The 17,567-nt window shown below is 67.8% G+C and carries 16 protein-coding genes; 9 read left to right on the forward strand and 7 right to left on the reverse strand.

What is annotated here, in order from left to right:
* Positions 1–3: 3 nt before the first annotated feature.
* The 4 genes from AC0IZS_RS16960 to AC0IZS_RS16975 form a co-directional block, all read right to left on the reverse strand.
* Entirely contained in the window at positions 4–1,497 is a 1,494-nt protein-coding gene (locus AC0IZS_RS16960; protein WP_471636670.1) for an oxygenase MpaB family protein, read from the reverse strand.
* Positions 1,494–2,318 (reverse strand): carotenoid biosynthesis protein, encoded by an 825-nt coding sequence (locus tag AC0IZS_RS16965; protein ID WP_471636671.1) that lies wholly within the window; start codon positions 2,316–2,318, stop codon positions 1,494–1,496. Before AC0IZS_RS16965 ends, AC0IZS_RS16960 begins: the two co-directional genes overlap by 4 nt.
* A gap of 232 nt (positions 2,319–2,550) precedes the next feature.
* On the reverse strand, positions 2,551–3,369 hold the full coding sequence (locus AC0IZS_RS16970) for an alpha/beta fold hydrolase (RefSeq protein WP_471636672.1): 819 nt from the start codon (positions 3,367–3,369) through the stop codon (positions 2,551–2,553).
* Positions 3,370–3,438: 69 nt separating this feature from the next.
* Positions 3,439–4,266, reverse strand: coding sequence for a proteasome-type protease (locus AC0IZS_RS16975; RefSeq protein WP_471636673.1), 828 nt, complete (start codon positions 4,264–4,266; stop codon positions 3,439–3,441).
* Positions 4,267–4,547: 281 nt separating this feature from the next.
* On the opposite strand from AC0IZS_RS16975, the gene AC0IZS_RS16980 reads away from it, so the two are divergent.
* The gene (locus AC0IZS_RS16980; protein ID WP_471636674.1) at positions 4,548–5,753 is read left to right on the forward strand and encodes an alpha/beta hydrolase family protein; all 1,206 of its coding nucleotides are present in this window, start codon (positions 4,548–4,550) and stop codon (positions 5,751–5,753) included.
* A gap of 49 nt (positions 5,754–5,802) precedes the next feature.
* On the opposite strand, the gene hpaR is transcribed toward AC0IZS_RS16980, so the two are convergent.
* Positions 5,803–6,264 (reverse strand): homoprotocatechuate degradation operon regulator HpaR, encoded by a 462-nt coding sequence (gene hpaR, locus AC0IZS_RS16985; protein WP_471636675.1) that lies wholly within the window; start codon positions 6,262–6,264, stop codon positions 5,803–5,805.
* A gap of 170 nt (positions 6,265–6,434) precedes the next feature.
* On the opposite strand from hpaR, the gene AC0IZS_RS16990 reads away from it, so the two are divergent.
* From AC0IZS_RS16990 to AC0IZS_RS17025, 8 genes are all read left to right on the forward strand, one after another.
* The gene (locus AC0IZS_RS16990; protein WP_471636676.1) at positions 6,435–7,109 is read left to right on the forward strand and encodes a fumarylacetoacetate hydrolase family protein; all 675 of its coding nucleotides are present in this window, start codon (positions 6,435–6,437) and stop codon (positions 7,107–7,109) included.
* Positions 7,106–7,873 carry a fumarylacetoacetate hydrolase family protein gene (locus tag AC0IZS_RS16995; RefSeq protein ID WP_471636677.1) on the forward strand — a complete coding sequence of 256 codons (768 nt, stop codon included), beginning with the start codon at positions 7,106–7,108 and terminating at the stop codon, positions 7,871–7,873. Before AC0IZS_RS16990 ends, AC0IZS_RS16995 begins: the two co-directional genes overlap by 4 nt.
* A 32-nt stretch (positions 7,874–7,905) precedes the next feature.
* Positions 7,906–9,363: a 5-carboxymethyl-2-hydroxymuconate semialdehyde dehydrogenase gene (gene hpaE / locus AC0IZS_RS17000; RefSeq protein WP_471636678.1), complete on the forward strand. Its 1,458-nt coding sequence runs from the start codon at positions 7,906–7,908 to the stop codon at positions 9,361–9,363.
* A gap of 2 nt (positions 9,364–9,365) precedes the next feature.
* A complete protein-coding gene (hpaD, locus tag AC0IZS_RS17005) occupies positions 9,366–10,283 on the forward strand; it encodes a 3,4-dihydroxyphenylacetate 2,3-dioxygenase (protein ID WP_471636679.1) in 918 nt (305 codons plus the stop codon).
* A 10-nt stretch (positions 10,284–10,293) separates the two neighbouring features.
* Positions 10,294–10,752: a 5-carboxymethyl-2-hydroxymuconate isomerase gene (locus AC0IZS_RS17010; protein ID WP_471636680.1), complete on the forward strand. Its 459-nt coding sequence runs from the start codon at positions 10,294–10,296 to the stop codon at positions 10,750–10,752.
* 5 nt (positions 10,753–10,757) lie between these two features.
* Complete coding sequence (gene hpaH / locus AC0IZS_RS17015; protein WP_471636681.1) at positions 10,758–11,561, forward strand: 2-oxo-hept-4-ene-1,7-dioate hydratase; 804 nt, start codon at positions 10,758–10,760, stop codon at positions 11,559–11,561.
* Between the two features lie 10 nt (positions 11,562–11,571).
* Positions 11,572–12,384, forward strand: a complete 813-nt coding sequence (gene hpaI / locus AC0IZS_RS17020; protein WP_471636682.1) for a 4-hydroxy-2-oxoheptanedioate aldolase — start codon at positions 11,572–11,574, stop codon at positions 12,382–12,384.
* A 109-nt stretch (positions 12,385–12,493) separates the two neighbouring features.
* Entirely contained in the window at positions 12,494–13,477 is a 984-nt protein-coding gene (locus AC0IZS_RS17025) for a Bug family tripartite tricarboxylate transporter substrate binding protein (RefSeq protein ID WP_471636683.1), read from the forward strand.
* Between the two features lie 9 nt (positions 13,478–13,486).
* On the opposite strand, the gene mutS is transcribed toward AC0IZS_RS17025, so the two are convergent.
* Entirely contained in the window at positions 13,487–16,108 is a 2,622-nt protein-coding gene (gene mutS, locus AC0IZS_RS17030) for a DNA mismatch repair protein MutS (RefSeq protein ID WP_471636684.1), read from the reverse strand.
* A gap of 341 nt (positions 16,109–16,449) precedes the next feature.
* A complete protein-coding gene (locus AC0IZS_RS17035) occupies positions 16,450–17,475 on the reverse strand; it encodes a methionine synthase (RefSeq protein WP_471636685.1) in 1,026 nt (341 codons plus the stop codon).
* Positions 17,476–17,567: the final 92 nt, after the last annotated feature.

Below are 17,567 nucleotides of genomic sequence, written 5' to 3' on the forward strand. Positions count from 1 at the left end.
GGGCTACGCTGTCTCCTGCGCGGTGGCTGCAGGTTGGGAGGCCGTGGCCGCCGGGCGGGCACTGGCGGCCAGCTTCAGGCTCCAGGTGCCGTGCGTGGTCAGGCGGTCCTCGATGCGGTTGATCCATTGGGGCACATGGGGGTCATCGCTCCAGCTGTGTACCACTCCGTCCACCTGGTTGAGCAGCTCGCTGGGCAGCTGCAGCGGCCGGGTCTGGCTCATCAGCACGCGGCTCATGAAGTGGTAGCCCAGGATGCGCGTGAGCGTGCGCACGATGGAAAAGCGCGGCAGCACCAGGCGCAGCACCCAGTCGATGACCCGGGCCACCAGCAGCACACCCCAGAACAGCAGGGCCGAGGACCAGGGCACGCTCTGGGTCAGGCCCAGGTCGCCCGCCGTGGCGCGCCCGCACAGGAAGCGCGTCATCAGCTGCGGGAAGGGCTTGGCGATGTCCCAGGGGATGGAGTTGGCCATGGTGGCCATGAGTGCCTGGCCCAGGCCCGGGCGGGGGTCGGGGGTCACGGGTTCGGCACGGCCGCGGGCCTGCATGCGGGCCATCAGTTCCTTGCCCTGGTCCATGGTTTCGACCATCAGTTCGCGCTCGATGCCCAGGATGTGGCCGACCACGTTCCAGGCGTGCAGGTAGGCCTCCTCGTCGCGCGGCGGCAGGCCGATGCCCAGGCGGCGCATGCTGCGCAGGAACACATAGCCGAAGGTGAGCAGCGTGTAGGCCAGTTCTTCCTGGTTGCAGGGCAGGCCGTCGTTGGCCAGGTCCCAGCCGCGCGCAAACAGCGCCTGGTACATGGTGGGCTTGGGCGGCAGGCCCGGCAGTGCACCAAGCTGGCCTGCGCCGACGATGTTCAACTGCGCCAGCAGGTCCTTCATGGCCGATTCGGGCTTGCCGCGCATGATCAGGTTGCGGATGGTGGCATGGATCAGGCGCACCTTGAGGATCTGCGCCACGCCGGCGCCATCGCCGCGGGTCAGTCCGCCATGCATCATCACCGGGAAGATCATGGCCGCCGTGGAGCGGATACGGTACTCCGTGTGCTGCTCCAGCTGGCCGGCGGTGTGCAGCACGCTCGACAGGTCGGGGATCACATAGCACTCGGGCAGGCTGGCGCAGAACAGCAGGATGCACGACAGCGCCCCGTGGTCGAAGAATATCTTTTCAGCGCGCTCGATCTTGCGGGCGTCCGCCCAGTCGGGCAGCGCCTGCCCTGTGGCCAGGTAGTTCTGCAGGGCGGTGGCCAGCGTGTCGTCCACACCGGGGCCGGTGGCCGTCCAGCCATCGATGCTGGCATTGGTGGTCCAGTCGCCGAACAGGCGGTTGACGGTGGCGATGCGCTCCCATTGGGGGGCATTCACCGCGGGCATTCCAGGCGGCCATGGGCCCAGGATGTCCGCGATGGTGTCGTCGGCCAGCGGATCGGCGTGCTGCTCCATGGACGCCAGGGCCGCGTCGGAGATGGTGGGCTCCGTGTTCTTGTGGCTCATTGTGCGGCTTTCAGCTGGTTGCGCCAGCGCTGCAGGCCACCCAGGGCGCACAGCAGGGGGATGCCCATGGCAAACGGGGCGATGGACTTGATTTCCACCGGATGTCCCAGGAACACCTGGAACACGATGCCGGCGCTGTAGATGCCCAGCGGCACGGTGGCATGGCGCGGCAGGAAGTTGACCGAGCCCGCCTTGAGCGGCATCTTGCGCGTGGAGAAGCGGAAGGCGCAGAGGATGCAGAAGCTCACGAAGACCCAGCCGAAGAAGCCCTGCACGGTTTCGCCGAACCAGGCGCCGTCGGTCTTGGTCATGATCCAGGCCTTGAGTACGTACACCAGGTAGGGGTCGGCACCCAGATCGAAGGCTGTGACGATCATGGCCGCCAGGAACGACAGGAACAGCGCATTGCCCACCCCGGGCGCGCCGTCCACCGGTGCCTGCCAGACGATGAGGTTGCTGATCACATAGCCCGCATAGGTCAGCGCGAACCACATCATCGGGATGACCACCGGCACGCCCACGAAGCGCAGGCCCAGCACGTCTGTGTAGGTGTAGCTGCCGAAGAACCAGCCGTGGGTGCTGCCCATCTGCTCGGCAAACCAGCCCAGCGAGACGGAAATCACCAGAAAGTGCAGCGCGGCCGCAGCGCCCAGCAAACGGGCAGCACTGGCCCAGGTGGCGGCGAACATCAGCACCGAGGCGATGGCAATGGCCAGGGTGACGCCTTTACCGGGCCCTATCGAGGTGTAGATCAGGTAAGCGGATACCAGCGCGAAGATCAGCACCGGCAGACGGACGGTCAGCGAATTGGAAGCAGGCATGAAACGTGTACACGCTGTTACAAAACCCCAGTGTAGGGGATTGTTGCGACAGATCCCCCGCTTTTTTGTCCTGAGAATCCGCCAACAGCGCGCTTTTCCCCCTCTATTTATCGGTTCAACCATTGTGGCGTCAATTGCGCGCACCCGTGAATAGACAGGAAGGATTAGAGAAGCCCCCATTCAGGGGGCGTTCCATGTGCCCGGGGCCCTGGCAGCCCCGTCCGACAAGTGACTAGCTGCGTGCCGCCACGGCGACCAGGTTCAGCAGCGAAGCCTCGATGGCGGCGGCCGTGGCCTGGGGCTGCTCCATGGGGAACAGGTGGCTGCCGTCGAGCATCATGGTGCGGCCTTCGGTGACGCGCAGCGTCATGGCCATGCCCACCTGTTTCATTTCTTCGGAGTCGCGCCCGCCAATGAAGGCGGCCGGGCACTGCAGCGGGTGCCGGCTCAGCAGGCGGCCCAGGTTGTGCGGCAGAGTGTTGTAGATGGCGGTCTCCACCGCACGGTCGAAGCCCAGCACGCGCTTGCCGTCCTGGTCCGCCAGGCCATGGGTGATGTAGTCGCGCAACACCTCGGGGTGCCAGTGGGCAAAGGCCTTCTTGCGGCGAAAGTGTTCCAGCGCCTCGTCGTTGCTGGCCCAGGAAAAGCGCCGCTGGCGGCTGACCTTGCCGGGCGAGATGGAGCCCACCACCTGGGTGCGCTTGGCCACGTCCAGCGCATTGGCGCGCCAGCCACCGATCAGCGGCGAGTCGATGAGCAGCACGCCGCGCACCAGGTGCGGGTGGCGGGCCGCTGCCATCACGCTCAGAAACCCGCCCAGCGAATGTCCCACCAGAAACACCGGCTCGCCCAGCCGCTGCACCTGCTCGCCGGCAAAGTCCGCCAGGTGCTGCACCAGGTGCGGCCAGTTGTTGGACACCGGGTACTGCGGCTCATGGCCGTAACGCTCCACCGCGCTGATGTCGAAGCCCCGTTGTCTCAGGAGCTTGAAGAGAAGGCGGTAGGTGCCCGCAGGGAAACTGTTGGCGTGCGAGAAGACGATCGGGAGCATGGAAGGCGGGAAGTCCGGGGCGCGCGCGAGTGCGCCGGGCGATCGGCGCCCAGCCGCGTGCGTGCACCCTCAGATGAGTTTGTCCAGGTGGTTGGTGATCTTCTTGAGCGGCTTGCTGCGTGACGGGTTCACCATGATGGGCACGCTCGTGTCGCCGCCGCCCCAGGCGGGATCTTCGATGCTGTCGAACACCTGGCGCAACTTCTGGCCCCAGCTGTCGTGCAGCATGCGGAAGTAGGGGTTGTGCTCGTCGATGCAGATGATCTTGTCGGTGGCGAAGCGGTCCACCTCGTACACCACCAGATCGAGCGGCAGGCCCACCGAGAGGTTGGACTTGAGCGTGCTGTCCATGGACACCAGGGCGCACTTGGCGGCTTCGTCCAGCGGGGTTTCGGGCGTGAGCACGCGGTCGAGCACGGGCTTGCCGTACTTGGACTCGCCGACCTGGAAGTAGGGCGTCTCGGACGTGGCCTCGATGAAGTTGCCGGCCGAGTACACCTGGAACAGGCGCATGCCCTCGCCCTTGATCTGGCCGCCGAAGACCATGGACACGTTGAAGTCCACGCCCGAGCGCTTGAGCGCCGCGCCATCGCGTTCATGCACATGGCGCACGGCGGCACCCAGCACGCGCGCGGCGTCGAACATGCTCTTGGCATTCCAGATGGTGATCGGCTCTTCCTCGTCGCGGTCGATGATCTGCTCGGTCTGCAGGATCTCGCGCACCGATTGCGAGATGGACAGGTTGCCGGCGGACAGCAGCACCATGAAGCGGTCGCCCGCCTTCTCGTACAGCATCATCTTGCGGAACGAGCTGATCTGGTCCAGGCCCGCATTGGTGCGGGAATCGGACAGGAAAACCAGCCCGGCATTGAGTTTGATGGCGACGCAATACGTCATGGAAAGCTTAGGTCGGCAAAAAGGGAAGCATTGTGGGGCGCCTTCGACGCAGCGAAGGACTCTGTGACCTGCGCAGCCTGGTGTTTCAAAAACAATAGCAAACGTGCCAGCAAGTGCCGCAGAAAAGTCTGATTTTATGGCCAATCGTACGGCCTGGGCTTTTCTGCGGGCCAAGCCCCTGTTCCAGGGGCCATGTCCGACACCGCCACGGCGTGTTTTCCGACAAGGCCTGGCGGGCCGTTCCTTACTATCATTCACAAATCACACCTGAAAGCAGCATCTTGTTCCACTTTCCTACCCTTGCACGCCCTGCGCTCCTGTCGCGCAGCGTTCTCCTGGCTGCGGCCGTTTCGCTGACCGCCTGCGGAGGCGGGGACAGCAAGAGCGACGGGGGCGGTGACACGACCCCGCCGCCGGTCGCCACGGCCGGCGAACTCAAGTCGGCCGCGCTGCTCAACACCATCACGCCAGCCCAGATCACCGAGGCCCTCGCCAAGGACGCCTCCAAGGTGCAGGGCATCGTGCCGCGCTACTCCGTCACCTCCTACCGGCTGGAGTACATCACCTCCGACGCCCAGGGCCGCGAGGTGCGCGCCTCGGGCCTGGTCAGCGTGCCCGTCAAGGCCGTGGGTGCGCGCAGCCCCGTGCTGGGCTACCAGCATGGCACCATCTTCACGAGCGCCGAGGCGCCCAGCAACAACGCCGTGGGCTCCGAGGTGGCGGTGGTGATGGCCTCGCTGGGCTACATCGTCGTGGCGCCCGATTACGTGGGCTACGGTGTTTCCAAGGGCACGCCCCACCCCTACCTGCTGTCGGCCCCCACGGCGGCAGCCACGCTGGACATGCTTACCGCAGCGCGCACCTGGCGCGGCCAGGGCAATGCGGCCGACAACGGCCAGCTGTTCCTCACCGGCTACTCCGAGGGCGGTTACGCCACCATGGCCGCCCACCGCACGCTGCAGGCCGGTACGGCACCCGAGCGCCAGGCGCTGCGCATGGTGGTGACGGGCGCGGGCCCCTACAACGTGCAGGCCACGCTCGACGGGCTGGTGAATGTGGTGCGCGATCGCGAGCCCGTGATCGGCGCGCTGATCAACCCCGGCTTTTTGCGCTACCTGGGCGGCAGCGTGCAGCGCGAGGTGCGGCGCCTGCTGCTGCGCGCCCTGCTGCCCGGCGATGCCGACGTGAGCTTCGACAACCAGTTCATCGACAACTTCCTGGCCGATGACGTGCAGGCCGTGGCCCGCGTGAGCAGCGTGCATGACTGGAAGCCCCAGGTGCCCGTGCGCCTGTACCATGGCCGCGACGACGTCACCGTGCCCTATGGCAGCTCGGTCACCACCCTGCAGGCCATGCGCGCCCAGGGCGCGGGCGACCTCGTGACCCTGACCGACTGCACCGCCGTGCCTTCGAGCCACGTCGGCTGCGTGCCGCCGTTCATCAACTTCATGCTGGGCCAGTTGGCGCCCGTGGCGCAGGACCTCTGATCCCTGCGCGGATGCCCCCGCGGTGGGGCATCCGTACCGCACGCATTCCTCAGCCTTCGTCACCCGCAGGCGCTTCACCGAGCCGTGCGATGACTGCATCGAGCGTGGCGTACAGCTGCCCGATGAACTCCACCCCCATTTCCTCCTCCAGCGCGCGGTAGGTCGCCTCGATGGTGGGCGCGAGCTTTGCCGCCAGCGCCTTGCCCTCGGGGCTTACCGACACCATCACCCGCCGCTGGTCATGCTCCAGCCGCTCGCGCAGCACCAGGCCCAGGTCCGCCATGCGCGCGAGGATGCCGGCCAGGCTGGGGCTCGACAGGCGGCAGATGTCGCCGATCTGGCGCGGCTCCAGCGGCCCGTGGTCGAGCAGGGCGCGCACCACGCGCCATTGCTGCTCGGTCAGGCCGACCGTATGCAGGATGGGCCGAAAGCGCGCAAAGACGCTCTCGCGTGCCTGCAGGAACAGGAGCGGCAGGTTGCGGTGGACCAGTTGCGGTGGTGGGGAATCCATGGGGCGAAATCATCCTCGAAAGCAGGGGAGCAGGTCACAGCCGCCGCGACACCCCTCGGTACAAACCCGAACGAGAAGGAGCCGGCGGTCCATTGACTTACTAGCATGTTAGTAAATAAACTACTCACATGTTAGCAATGTACCAGACCCCGCAACGCGCCCCATGCCGGATGGAGTTCGACGTCGCGCCTTTTCGACTGTCCGGCGTCGTCTATGGCGCCTTGCTCAACCACGCACCCGCCCAGGCCGCGATGGAGGCTGCCGCCCACAAGCCGCCCTACAACACCGCACCGGTCGCACCGGTTCTGTACATCAAGCCGCGCAATACGTTGGCCGGCCATGGCGACGCCATCGTGGTCCCGGCGGATGTGCCGGAACTGGAGGTCGGCGCCTGCCTGGGCATCGTGATCGGTCGCACCGCCTGCCGCGTGCCCGAGGGGCATGCGTTGGAGCATGTGGCCGGCTACACCATCGTGGGCGACATCAGTGTGCCGCACGATTCGTTCTACCGCCCCTCGATCCGCTTCAAGGCGCGCGACGGCTTTTGCCCCATCGGGCCCCGCATGGTGCCGCGCAGCGAGATCGCCGACCCCGATGCGCTCGCGGTGCAGGTCCATGCCGATGGCGCACTGGTACACGGGACGAGCACGGGCGGGCGCATTCGCCCCGTGGCACGGCTGCTGGCCGAGGTCAGCGCCTTCATGACCCTCTCGCCCGGCGACGTGCTGCTGCTGGGCGCCTCGGCCGGGGCGCCGCGCGTGCGGGCCGGGCAGCGAACCCGTATCGAGATTGACGGCCTGGGCCAGCTCGACAACCATTTCGTTGCCGAAGGAGCTCTTCCATGAAGAAGGCCAGGGTTGCCTGCGCAGGCGCCATCCATGAGGCCATGCCCCACGGAGAAAAGATCCGCCTGGCCGATGGCCGGGTGGTGGCAGAAGACGCCGTGGTCTGGCTGCCGCCCTTCGAGGTCGGCACCATCATTGCGTTGGGGCTCAACTATGCCGACCATCTCAAGGAGCTGTCGGGCGAACTGACCATCACCGCCAAGGACGAGCCCCTGGTGTTCCTCAAGGGCCCGGGCGCGCTGATCGGCCACAAGGGCCAGACCCGCCGCCCTGCGGGCGTTGCCTTCATGCACTACGAGTGCGAGCTGGCCGTGGTGATCGGCAAGACGGCGCGCAACGTACAGCGGGCCGACGCCTTGCAGCATGTGGCCGGCTACACCGTGTGCAACGACTACGCCATCCGCGACTACCTGGAGAACTGGTACCGCCCCAACCTGCGCGTGAAGAACCGCGACACCTGCACCGTGCTCGGCCCCTGGTTTGTGGACGCGGCCGACGTGCCCGACCCGCACGACCTGGCGCTGCGCACCCTGGTCAACGGCAAAGTGACCCAGCAGGGCCACACCGGCAACATGGTCAACGACATCCCGGAGCTGATCGCCTACCTGAGCAGCTTCATGACCCTGCGCGCGGGCGACGTGATCCTGACCGGCACGCCCGAGGGCGTGGTCAACGTCCATGTGGGCGACGAGGTGGTGACCGAGATCGACGGCATCGGCCGTTTGGTCAACACCATCGTGGGCGATGAGGCTTTCGGGCTCTGAGCCCTGCAACTGACATTCTGGAGACTGATCCCATGCGCATAGACCACCTGATCGCCGGCAAGGCCGTGCCCGGCCGCGACTACTTCGAGACCGTGAACCCCGCCACCCAGGAGGTGCTGGCCGAGGTGGCCAGCGGCGGCGCGGCCGAGGTGAATGCCGCCGTGGCCGCCGCCAAGGACGCCTTCCCCGCCTGGGCCGGCCTGCCCGCGCCCGAGCGCGCCAAGCTGATTCGCAAGCTCGGCGACCTGATCGCCGCCGAGGTGCCGCAGATCGCCGCCACCGAAACGCGCGACACCGGCCAGGTCATCGCCCAGACCGGCAAGGCGCTGATCCCGCGCGCGGCCGACAACTTCTACTACTTCGCCGAGATGTGTACCCGCGTGGACGGCCACACCTACCCGACCCCCACGCACCTGAACTACACGCTGTTCCACCCCGTGGGCGTGTGCGCGCTGATCTCGCCGTGGAACGTGCCGTTCATGACCTCCACGTGGAAGGTGGCGCCAGCCCTGGCCTTCGGCAACACGGCGGTGCTCAAGATGAGCGAGCTGTCGCCGCTCACGGCCGCGCGCCTGGGCGAGCTGGCGCTCGAAGCCGGCATCCCGGCCGGCGTGCTCAACGTGGTGCATGGCTTCGGCAAGGAGGCCGGCGAGCCGCTGTGCGCCCACCCCGACGTGCGTGCCATCTCGTTCACCGGCTCCACCGCCACGGGCAACCGCATCGTGCAGGCGGCAGGCCTCAAGAAGTTCAGCATGGAGCTCGGTGGCAAGAGCCCCTTCGTCATCTTCGATGATGCGGACCTGGACCGTGCGCTCGATGCCGCAGTGTTCATGATCTTCTCCAACAACGGCGAGCGCTGCACCGCGGGCTCCCGCATCCTGGTGCACAAGTCGATCTACGCCGACTTCGCCGAGAAGTTCGCCGCACGCGCGCGCCGCATCCCCGTGGGCGACCCGATGGATGACAAGACCATCATCGGTCCCATGATCAGCCCGGCCCACCTGGCCAAGGTGCGCAGCTACATCGAGCTGGGCCCCAGGGAGGGTGCCACCCTGCTGTGCGGCGGGCTGGAGGCGCCGGACCTGCCGGCCCATCTGAAGCAGGGCAATTTCGTGCGGCCCACGGTGTTCGCCGACGTGGACAACCGCATGAAGATCGCGCAGGACGAGATCTTCGGCCCCGTGGCCTGCCTGATCCCCTTTGCGGACGAGGCCGAGGCCATCCGCCTGGCCAATGACACGCAGTACGGCCTGTCGAGCTATGTGTGGACCGAGAACATCGGCCGCGCCCACCGCGTGGCGGCCGGCATCGAGGCCGGCATGTGCTTCGTCAATAGCCAGAACGTGCGCGACCTGCGCCAGCCGTTTGGAGGCACCAAGGGCAGCGGCACCGGGCGCGAGGGCGGAAGCTGGAGCTACGAGGTGTTCCTGGAGCCCAAGAACGTCGCCGTCTCGCTGGGCAGCCACCACATTCCACACTGGGGGGCCTGAACATGGGCACACTCGCACTGGCGGCCAAGATCACGCATGTGCCGTCCATGTACCTGAGCGAGCTCGATGGCCCGCGCAAGGGCTTTCGCCAGGCCGCCATCGACGGCCATGTGGAGATCGGCCGGCGCTGCCGCGAACTGGGCGTGGACACCATCGTCGTGTTCGACACGCACTGGCTGGTGAATGCGGGCTACCACATCAACTGCGCACCGCGCTTCGAGGGCGTGTACACCAGCAACGAGCTGCCGCACTTCATCAGCAACCTGCCCTATGCCTTCCCGGGCAACCCCGCATTGGGCCAACTGCTGGCCCAGGCCTGCTGCGCGCAGGGCGTGGAGACCCTGGCCCACCCTGCGACCACGCTGGCGCCCGAGTACGGCACCCTGGTGCCCATGCGCTACATGAATGCCGACCAGCGCTTCAAGGTGGTTTCGGTCTCGGCCCTGTGCCAGGTGCATTACCTCAACGACAGCGCCCGCCTGGGCTGGGCCATGCGCCAGGCCATCGAGGAGCAGTACGAGGGCACCGTGGCCATCCTGGCCAGCGGCAGCCTGAGCCACCGTTTCGCGCAGAACGGCACCGCCCCCGACTTCGCCACGAAGATCTGGAGCCCGTTCCTCGAAACGCTGGACCACCGCGTGGTCCAGATGTGGGAGGCGGGCGACTGGGCCACCTTCTGCGCCATGCTGCCCGAGTACGCAGCCAAGGGCCATGGCGAGGGCTTCATGCACGACACCGCCATGCTCATCGGCGCGCTCGGCTGGTCGGACTATGCGGGCCGGGCCGAGGTGCTCACGCCGTATTTCGGCGCCTCGGGCACGGGGCAGATCAATGCCGTGTTCCCGGTCACGCCGCAGACGGGTGGGGCGGTGCCCGGGCCGCAGGCCTCGGGGCAGCAGCCATCGGCCAGCCGGCTGTGAGGAGCGCGCCATGCCCCACCTGGTGATCCTCTACACCCCCGACCTGGACCGGCCCGTGGCACAGGGCGGCAGCGACATGAGCGCGCTGTGCCGCGCCCTGGCAGGCGCCATGCGCCAGCAGGTGGACGAGGCGGGCAAGCCGGTCTTCCCCACCGGCGGCATCCGCGTGCTGGCCTACCCGGCCGCGCACCATGCGGTGGCCGACGATGGCGAGGCAGAGCCGGCCGGTGGCCCTTCCCCGGGCTACGGCTTCGTGTACCTCAACCTGCGCATGGGGCGCGGCCGTAGCGCCGCCACGCACCAGGCCGTGGGCCAGGCCCTGTCTGCCGTGGCGCAGGCGCACTTCGCACCGCTGCTGGCCTCGCGCCCCATCGGCGTCACCCTGCAGATCGACGAAGGGCCCGAGGTGTTCGACGCCAGGCACAGTTCCCTTCATCCCCTGTTCAACAAGCCCGTGCTGGGCGTGTGACCCCCATGCTTTCCAACGACACCATCACCGCCCTGGCGCAACAGCTCTACCAGGCGCGCAAGCAGCGCACGCAGCTGCGCCACTTTTCCACCCAGCATCCCGGCATGACCATCGAGGACGGCTATGCCATCCAGCGCGAGTGGGTGAAACTGGAGCAGGCCGACGGCCGCACCATCAAGGGCCGCAAGATCGGCCTGACCTCGCGCGCCATGCAGCAGGCCAGCCAGATCACCGAGCCCGACTACGCGCCGCTGATGGACGACATGTTCTTCGACGCCGGCGGTGACATCCCTTTCGAGCGCTTCATCGCCCCGCGCGTGGAGGTGGAGCTGGCCTTTCTCCTGGCCCGGCCGCTCAAGGGCCCGGGCGTGACGCTGTTCGACGTGCTCTCGGCCACCGACTACGTGGTGCCCGCCATCGAGATCATCGATGCGCGCATCGAGCAGTTCGACCGCGACACCCGGGCCATGCGCAAGGTGTTCGACACCATCTCCGACTTTGCCGCCAATGCCGGCATCGTGCTTGGCGGCCGGCCCGTGAAGCCCATGGACGTGGACCTGCGCTGGGTCGGGGCCCTGCTGCACAAGAACGGTGTGATTGAGGAGACGGGCCTGGCCGCCGCCGTGCTCAACCACCCGGCCACGGGCGTGGCCTGGCTGGCGAACAAGATCGCGCCGCACGGCGAGCAACTGAATGCCGGTGATGTGGTGTTGGCCGGCTCCTTCACGCGGCCCGTGGCGGCAGTGCGGGGGGACAACTTCCATGGGGACTACGGGCCTTTGGGTTCGGTCTCGTTCCGATTCGTGTGAGGGGCACGCCATGCAGCAGATCCCCGAGAACCATTTCCGCAACGCGCTGCGCGCAGGCCGCCCGCAGATCGGCCTGTGGGTCGGCCTGGCCGACGCCAACGCCGCCGAGGCCCTGGCCGGCTGCGGCTTCGACTGGCTGCTGCTCGATGGCGAGCACGCGCCCAACGACGTGCGCACCGTGCTCGACCAGCTGCGTGCCGTGGCCCCGTACCCGGTGCAGCCCGTGGTGCGCCCGGTGCAGGGCGATGTGGCCCTGGTCAAGCAGTACCTGGACGTGGGCGCGCAGACCCTGCTCATCCCCATGGTCGATACGCCCGAGCACGCCGCGCTGATGGTGCGCGCCATGCGCTATGCGCCCGAGGGCATGCGCGGCATGGGGGCGGCGCTGGCCCGCGCCTCGCGCTGGAACCAGGTGGGGGACTACCTGAACCGCGCCAACGACGAGATGTGCCTGCTGGTGCAGGCCGAGACACCGCTGGCCTTGCAGAACCTGCAGGCGATTGCCGAGACCGAGGGCGTGGACGGCGTGTTCTTCGGTCCGGCCGACCTGTCGGCCGCCATGGGCCACCGCGGCCAGCACGGGCACCCCGAGGTGCAGCGCGCCATTCTGGACGGCATCGCCACCGTGCGCCGCGCCGGCAAGGCCGCTGGCATCCTGATGGCCGACCGGGCACTGGCGCAGACCTACCTCGACGCCGGGGCGCTGTTCGTTGCGGTGGGGGTGGATACCACGCTGCTGGTGCGCGCCGCGACCGAGCTGGCTGGCCACTTTGCCGGTCGCCCGGCCATCCAGGCCGTGCCGGGCGTGGCAAGCCCGTACTGAGTGCGCCGCATTCCAGTCCATTGCCACCACTCCAATTTAGCCAGTGAGCTAGTTAATTAATTAACTTGACCAGCGCCTTTACAGCCAACCACCCGTGAGGAGACAAGCCATGCCAACGACCCATCCCAACCGCCGCTCGACCCTGTGCGCCGCCGCCGCGCTCGCCATCACCTGCCTGTCCCCGGGCGCCGGCGCCCAGGAGCGCCGCCCGCTCGAATGGGTGGTGGGCATGTCCCCCGGGGGTGGCACCGACATCGTGGCCCGCACCGTGGCCGACCAGATGGGCAAGACGCTCGGCCAGACCATCGTGGTGGTCAACAAGCCCGGCGCGGCGCACAACATCGCAGCCGACTACGTGGCGCGCTCGTCCACCCCCGGCAACCTGCTGCTCACGGGCGATTACGCGGTGCTGGCCACCAACCCCTGGCTGTACAGCAAGCTCAGCTACAACGTGGACAAGGACCTCGCCTCCGTGGGCATGCTGGTGCGCTTTCCGCTGATCCTGGTGGTCTCGCCCAAGCTGCCGGTGCGCAACTTCCAGGAGTTCGTCGCCTGGGCCAAGGCGCAGCCGGAGGGCGTGAACTTCGCATCGCCGGGAGCCGGCACGCCGCACCACCTGGCCATGGAGCTGCTGCGCCAGCGCACGGGCCTCAAAATGACGCACGTGCCCTACCGCGGCGTCACGCCCGCCATCCAGGACATCATGGGCGGCCAGGTGCCCTTCATGTTCGTCGAATCGGCCGGCGGCCTGCCCAACATCACGGGCGGCAACCTGCGCGCCATCGCGGTGGCCAGCGCCAAACGCATGGCCACGCTGCCCGAGGTGCCCACGCTGGTGGAGCAGGGCCTCCATGACTTCGAGGCCTTTGCCTGGCAGGGCCTGTCGGTCAACGCCTCCATGCCCGCAGCCGAGGTGCAGCGCCTGAACGCCGCCCTGCAGCAGGCCCTGAACTCCACCCCGGTGAAGGCGCGCTTTCAGACCCTGGGCGTGGAGGCCGTACCCGGCACGCCCGAGCAGATGAACGCCTACGCCAAGGTGGAGCGTGCGCGCTGGGGCCAGCTCATCAAGGACATCGGCTTGAAGCTGGAGTGACGTTTCCCGTCACCCCACCAGCTTCTTGAGCTGGTAGAGCGCGTCGAGCGCCTCGCGCGGGCTCAGCGCGTCGGGGTGGATGCTGGCCAGCAGCGCCTCGACCGGGCTGGCGCCCGCGCTCTCGGGCATGGCCGGCACGGCGAACAGGTCCACCTGCAACTCGTCCTCGCCCGCGCGTTCTTCCAGTGCGGCCAGCGCATGGCGCGCGTGGTTCAGCACCGCACCGGGCACGCCCGCGAGCTTGGCCACCTGGATCCCGTAGCTGCGGCTCGCGGGGCCGGGCTGGATCTCGTGCAGAAAGACGATGTCGGCCCCCGCCTCGGCCGCGCTCACGTGCATGTTGACCGCGTGCCGCGCCTTGGCGGGCAGCTCGGTCAGCTCGAAATAGTGCGTGGCGAACAGCGTGAAGGCGCGCGTCCTGTCGTGCAGGTGGGTGGCGATGCCGCTGGCCAGGGCCAGGCCGTCGAAGGTGCTGGTGCCACGGCCGATCTCGTCCATCAGCACCAGGCTGTGCGGCGTGGCGGCGTGCAGGATCTGCGCGGCCTCGGTCATCTCCAGCATGAAGGTCGATTGCGCATTGGCCAGGTCGTCCGCCGCGCCGATGCGCGTGTGGATGGCGTCGATGGGCCCCAGGCGGCAGGCACTGGCCGGCACGTGGCTGCCCATGCTGGCCAGCAGCACGATGAGCGCCACCTGGCGCATGTAGGTCGACTTGCCACCCATGTTGGGGCCGGTGATGACCTGCATGCGCGTGTTGGCGTTCAGCCGCGTGTGGTTGGCGATGAAGCTGCCGGCCGAGACCTCGGCCAGGCGTGCCTCCACCACCGGGTGGCGGCCGTCCTCGATCTCGATGCAGGGCTCGGCCACGAACTGCGGGGCGCACCAGTTCAGCGTGAGCGAGCGCTCGGCCAGCGCGCACAGCACATCCAGCGCGGCCAGCGCCTGGGCCAGGCGGGTGAGGGCGGGCACGTGGGGCTGCAACTGGTCCAGCACCTGCTCGTAGAGCCATTTCTCGCGCGCCAGCGCACGCTCGTTGGCGGACAGCGCCTTGTCCTCGAAGGTCTTGAGCTCGGGCGTGATGAAGCGCTCGGCGTTCTTCAGCGTCTGGCGGCGGCGGTAGTCATCGGGCACCTTGTCCAGGTTGCTGCTGGTGACCTCGATGTAGAAGCCGTGTACCTTGTTGAACTGCACGCGCAGGTTGGCGATGCCGGTGCGGGCCTTCTCGCGCGTCTCCAGGTCGAGCAAAAAGTCGTCGCAGTTGGTCTGGATGGCGCGCAGCTCGTCGAGCTCGCTGTCGAAGCCCGTGGCCATCACGCCGCCGTCGCGCACCAGGGCGGCGGGTTCTTCGGTGATGGCGCGCTGCAGCAGCTCGGGGCAGTCCACCGGTGGGTGCAACTGCTCGAAGATCTCCGCCAGGTAGGGCTCGGCCGCCTGGCCGGCACGCGCCAGCAGGGCCGCCTTGTGCAGCGTCTTGCACAGGCCCACCAGCTCGCGCGGGCGCACTTGGCGCAGGGCGATGCGTGCGGTGATGCGCTCCACGTCGCTCACGCCCTTGAGTTCGCCGCGCAGCGTGGCCCAGGGGCCGGCGCCGCCACCGGCTCCGCCCGCGCCACGCAGCGCGGTGGTGGCGGCCAGGCGCTGGCGCGCGGCCGTGCGCTCGCGTGGCGGCTCCAGCAGCCAGGCCTTGAGCAGGCGGCTGCCCATGCCGGTCATGCAGGTGTCCAGCAGCGAGAACAGGGTGGGCGCATCCTCACCGCGCAGGGTTCGCGTGATCTCCAGGTTGCGCCGCGTGCTGGCCGGCAGGTCGATCAGGTCGTCGCCGCGCTGCACCTGCACGCTGTGTACGTGGGTCAGGGTGCGGCCCTGGGTGTGCTCGGCATAGGCCAGCAGGCCTGCGGCGGCCGCATGCGCCTGGGTCAGCTCCTGCGCGCCCCAGGCCTGCAGGCTGGCCGCACCCAGGTGCTCGAGCAGCTTGCGCTCGCCCAGCGTGGCGTCGAACTGCCAGTCCGGCCGGGGGCCCATGGGGCAGGTGAAGGCGCCGCCCTGGCGCAGCACCTGCAACTGCTGCTCGAAGCGCTCGGTCACACCGGCGCTGTAGATCACCTCGCTGGGCGCCACGCGCGCCAGCCAGGCGCCCACCTCGTCCTGCGCGCATTCGGCCAGGTACACGCGGCCCTGGGTCACGCTCAGCCAAGCCAGGCCGGCGCGCCCGCGCGGGCCCTGGTGCAGGGCCAGCAGCATGGACTCGGTCTTGTCCGAAAGCAACTCGGTATCGGTCAGCGTGCCGGGCGTGACCACGCGCACCACCTTGCGCTCCACCGGCCCCTTGGCCGTGGCCACGTCGCCCACCTGCTCGCAGATGGCGACCGACTCGCCCATCTTGATCAGCCGGCCCAGGTAGTTCTCCAGGGCATGGAAGGGCACGCCCGCCATGATCACCGGCTGGCCCCCGGACTGGCCGCGCTGGGTCAGCGTGATGTCCAAGAGGCGCGCGGCCTTCTCGGCATCGGCATAGAACAGCTCGTAGAAGTCGCCCATGCGGTAGAAGACGAGCGTGTCCGGGTGTGCAGCCTTCAGGGTGAAGTACTGCTGCATCATGGGGGTGTGCGAGGACAGGTCTGCTTTATCCATTTAAATCAATGACTTGGCGGCATGGAGGCCAGCGCTGGGGGTAATTCTGGCGCAATGCGGTGCAGTGCGCGGGGCCGTATTCTCGCCCGCCGCACCAGGTCGCCCTGCCTGGAGTGCCGGGGCCTGGGTAGGGAGAAGTCGTTGATCACTTGCTTTCGCGCCTTCCAGCCATGGGCGGTTGCCGCCGCGCAATGCAAGGCGGAACGCCCGCCGCAGCGGGAGATGCTTGTGGGTGACTCAATGGGACTCTGTGGCCGCGGACCCACCGGCCCCATGGGCTGTCTTGCGGCCGTTGCGATCAACAGCGGCCGCCTGCGCCAGGATGACTGACCGGGTGCGCGTCACGCCGCGGCAAGCCGCTCCTTGGCCAGCTGGGTGCCTGCCGCCAGCGCTTGCAGCTTGCGCCATGCCACATCCCGCCCCATCGGTGCCAGACCGCAATTCGTGCATGGAAACAGCCGTTCCTTGGGCACGAACTGCAGCGCCCGGGCTATGGTGTCGGCCACCTCCTCGGGGGTCTCGACCACGTCGCTGGCCACATCGATCACGCCGACCATCACGTCCTTGCCGGCCAGCAGCTTCATCAGGTCGGGCGGCACGTGGGAGTGGATGCATTCCAGGCTCACCTGGTCGATGCTGCTCTTGGCAAGGGCAGGGAACACCGTTTCATACTGGCGCCATTCGTCGCCCAGGGTGCTCTTCCAGTCGGTATTGGCCTTGATGCCGTAGCCGTAGCAGATGTGTACCGCCGTCGTACACGTCAGGCCCTGTGCCGCACGCTCGAGTGCCTGCACGCCCCAGTCGGCGGCATCCTTCATGTAGACGTTGAACGCGGGCTCGTCGAACTGGATGATGTCCACGCCATCGGCCTGCAGTGCGAGCGCTTCCTGGTTGAGCAGTTCGGCGAAGGCGAAGGCCATCTTGACCTTGTCGCCGTAGAAGCGGTCGGCCACGGTGTCGACGATGGTCATGGGGCCGGGCAGGGTGAATTTCAGCTTCTTCTTCGTGTGGGCGCGCGCCAGCTGTGCCTCGAAGGCATGCACGCGGCCCTTCAGGCGCAGGGCCGAAACCACCTGCGGCACCATCGCGTCGTAGCGGTTGTCGCGGATACCCATCTTCACCTTGTGCTCGAAGTCGATGCCCTCGACCTGCTCCAGGAAGCCGTGCACGAAATGCTGGCGCGATTGCTCACCGTCGCCCACGATGTCCAGGCCCGCATCTTCCTGGGCCTTGATCCACAGCAGGGTCGCGTCGGCCTTGGCCTGGCGCAGCGCATCGCCTTCAGCCATCCACTGGGGCCAGAGCTTGTTGGTTTCGGCCAGCCAGGCGGGCTTGGGCAGGCTGCCGGCGATGGAGGTTTCAAACATCTGAGAATTCCTTTAAAGCAAAGATGGGTTGGGTGAGCATATGCTCAGACCGTTGTGCCCGATGGGTGGGCTATGCCGTGGTACCAGATCGC

This window comes from Acidovorax sp. AC410, assembly GCF_979253235.1.

What these genes read in the sequence shown, in the direction of transcription:
- AC0IZS_RS16960 (WP_471636670.1), bottom strand. Translation starts at nt 1,497, where the DNA reads ATGAGCCACAAGAACACGGAGCCCACCATCTCCGACGCGGCCCTGGCG.
- AC0IZS_RS16965 (WP_471636671.1), bottom strand. Translation starts at nt 2,318, where the DNA reads ATGCCTGCTTCCAATTCGCTGACCGTCCGTCTGCCGGTGCTGATCTTC.
- AC0IZS_RS16970 (WP_471636672.1), bottom strand. Translation starts at nt 3,369, where the DNA reads ATGCTCCCGATCGTCTTCTCGCACGCCAACAGTTTCCCTGCGGGCACC.
- AC0IZS_RS16975 (WP_471636673.1), bottom strand. Translation starts at nt 4,266, where the DNA reads ATGACGTATTGCGTCGCCATCAAACTCAATGCCGGGCTGGTTTTCCTG.
- hpaR (WP_471636675.1), bottom strand. Translation starts at nt 6,264, where the DNA reads ATGGATTCCCCACCACCGCAACTGGTCCACCGCAACCTGCCGCTCCTG.
- AC0IZS_RS16990 (WP_471636676.1), top strand. Translation starts at nt 6,435, where the DNA reads ATGGAGTTCGACGTCGCGCCTTTTCGACTGTCCGGCGTCGTCTATGGC.
- AC0IZS_RS16995 (WP_471636677.1), top strand. Translation starts at nt 7,106, where the DNA reads ATGAAGAAGGCCAGGGTTGCCTGCGCAGGCGCCATCCATGAGGCCATG.
- hpaE (WP_471636678.1), top strand. Translation starts at nt 7,906, where the DNA reads ATGCGCATAGACCACCTGATCGCCGGCAAGGCCGTGCCCGGCCGCGAC.
- hpaD (WP_471636679.1), top strand. Translation starts at nt 9,366, where the DNA reads ATGGGCACACTCGCACTGGCGGCCAAGATCACGCATGTGCCGTCCATG.
- AC0IZS_RS17010 (WP_471636680.1), top strand. Translation starts at nt 10,294, where the DNA reads ATGCCCCACCTGGTGATCCTCTACACCCCCGACCTGGACCGGCCCGTG.
- hpaH (WP_471636681.1), top strand. Translation starts at nt 10,758, where the DNA reads ATGCTTTCCAACGACACCATCACCGCCCTGGCGCAACAGCTCTACCAG.
- hpaI (WP_471636682.1), top strand. Translation starts at nt 11,572, where the DNA reads ATGCAGCAGATCCCCGAGAACCATTTCCGCAACGCGCTGCGCGCAGGC.
- AC0IZS_RS17025 (WP_471636683.1), top strand. Translation starts at nt 12,494, where the DNA reads ATGCCAACGACCCATCCCAACCGCCGCTCGACCCTGTGCGCCGCCGCC.
- mutS (WP_471636684.1), bottom strand. Translation starts at nt 16,108, where the DNA reads ATGGATAAAGCAGACCTGTCCTCGCACACCCCCATGATGCAGCAGTAC.
- AC0IZS_RS17035 (WP_471636685.1), bottom strand. Translation starts at nt 17,475, where the DNA reads ATGTTTGAAACCTCCATCGCCGGCAGCCTGCCCAAGCCCGCCTGGCTG.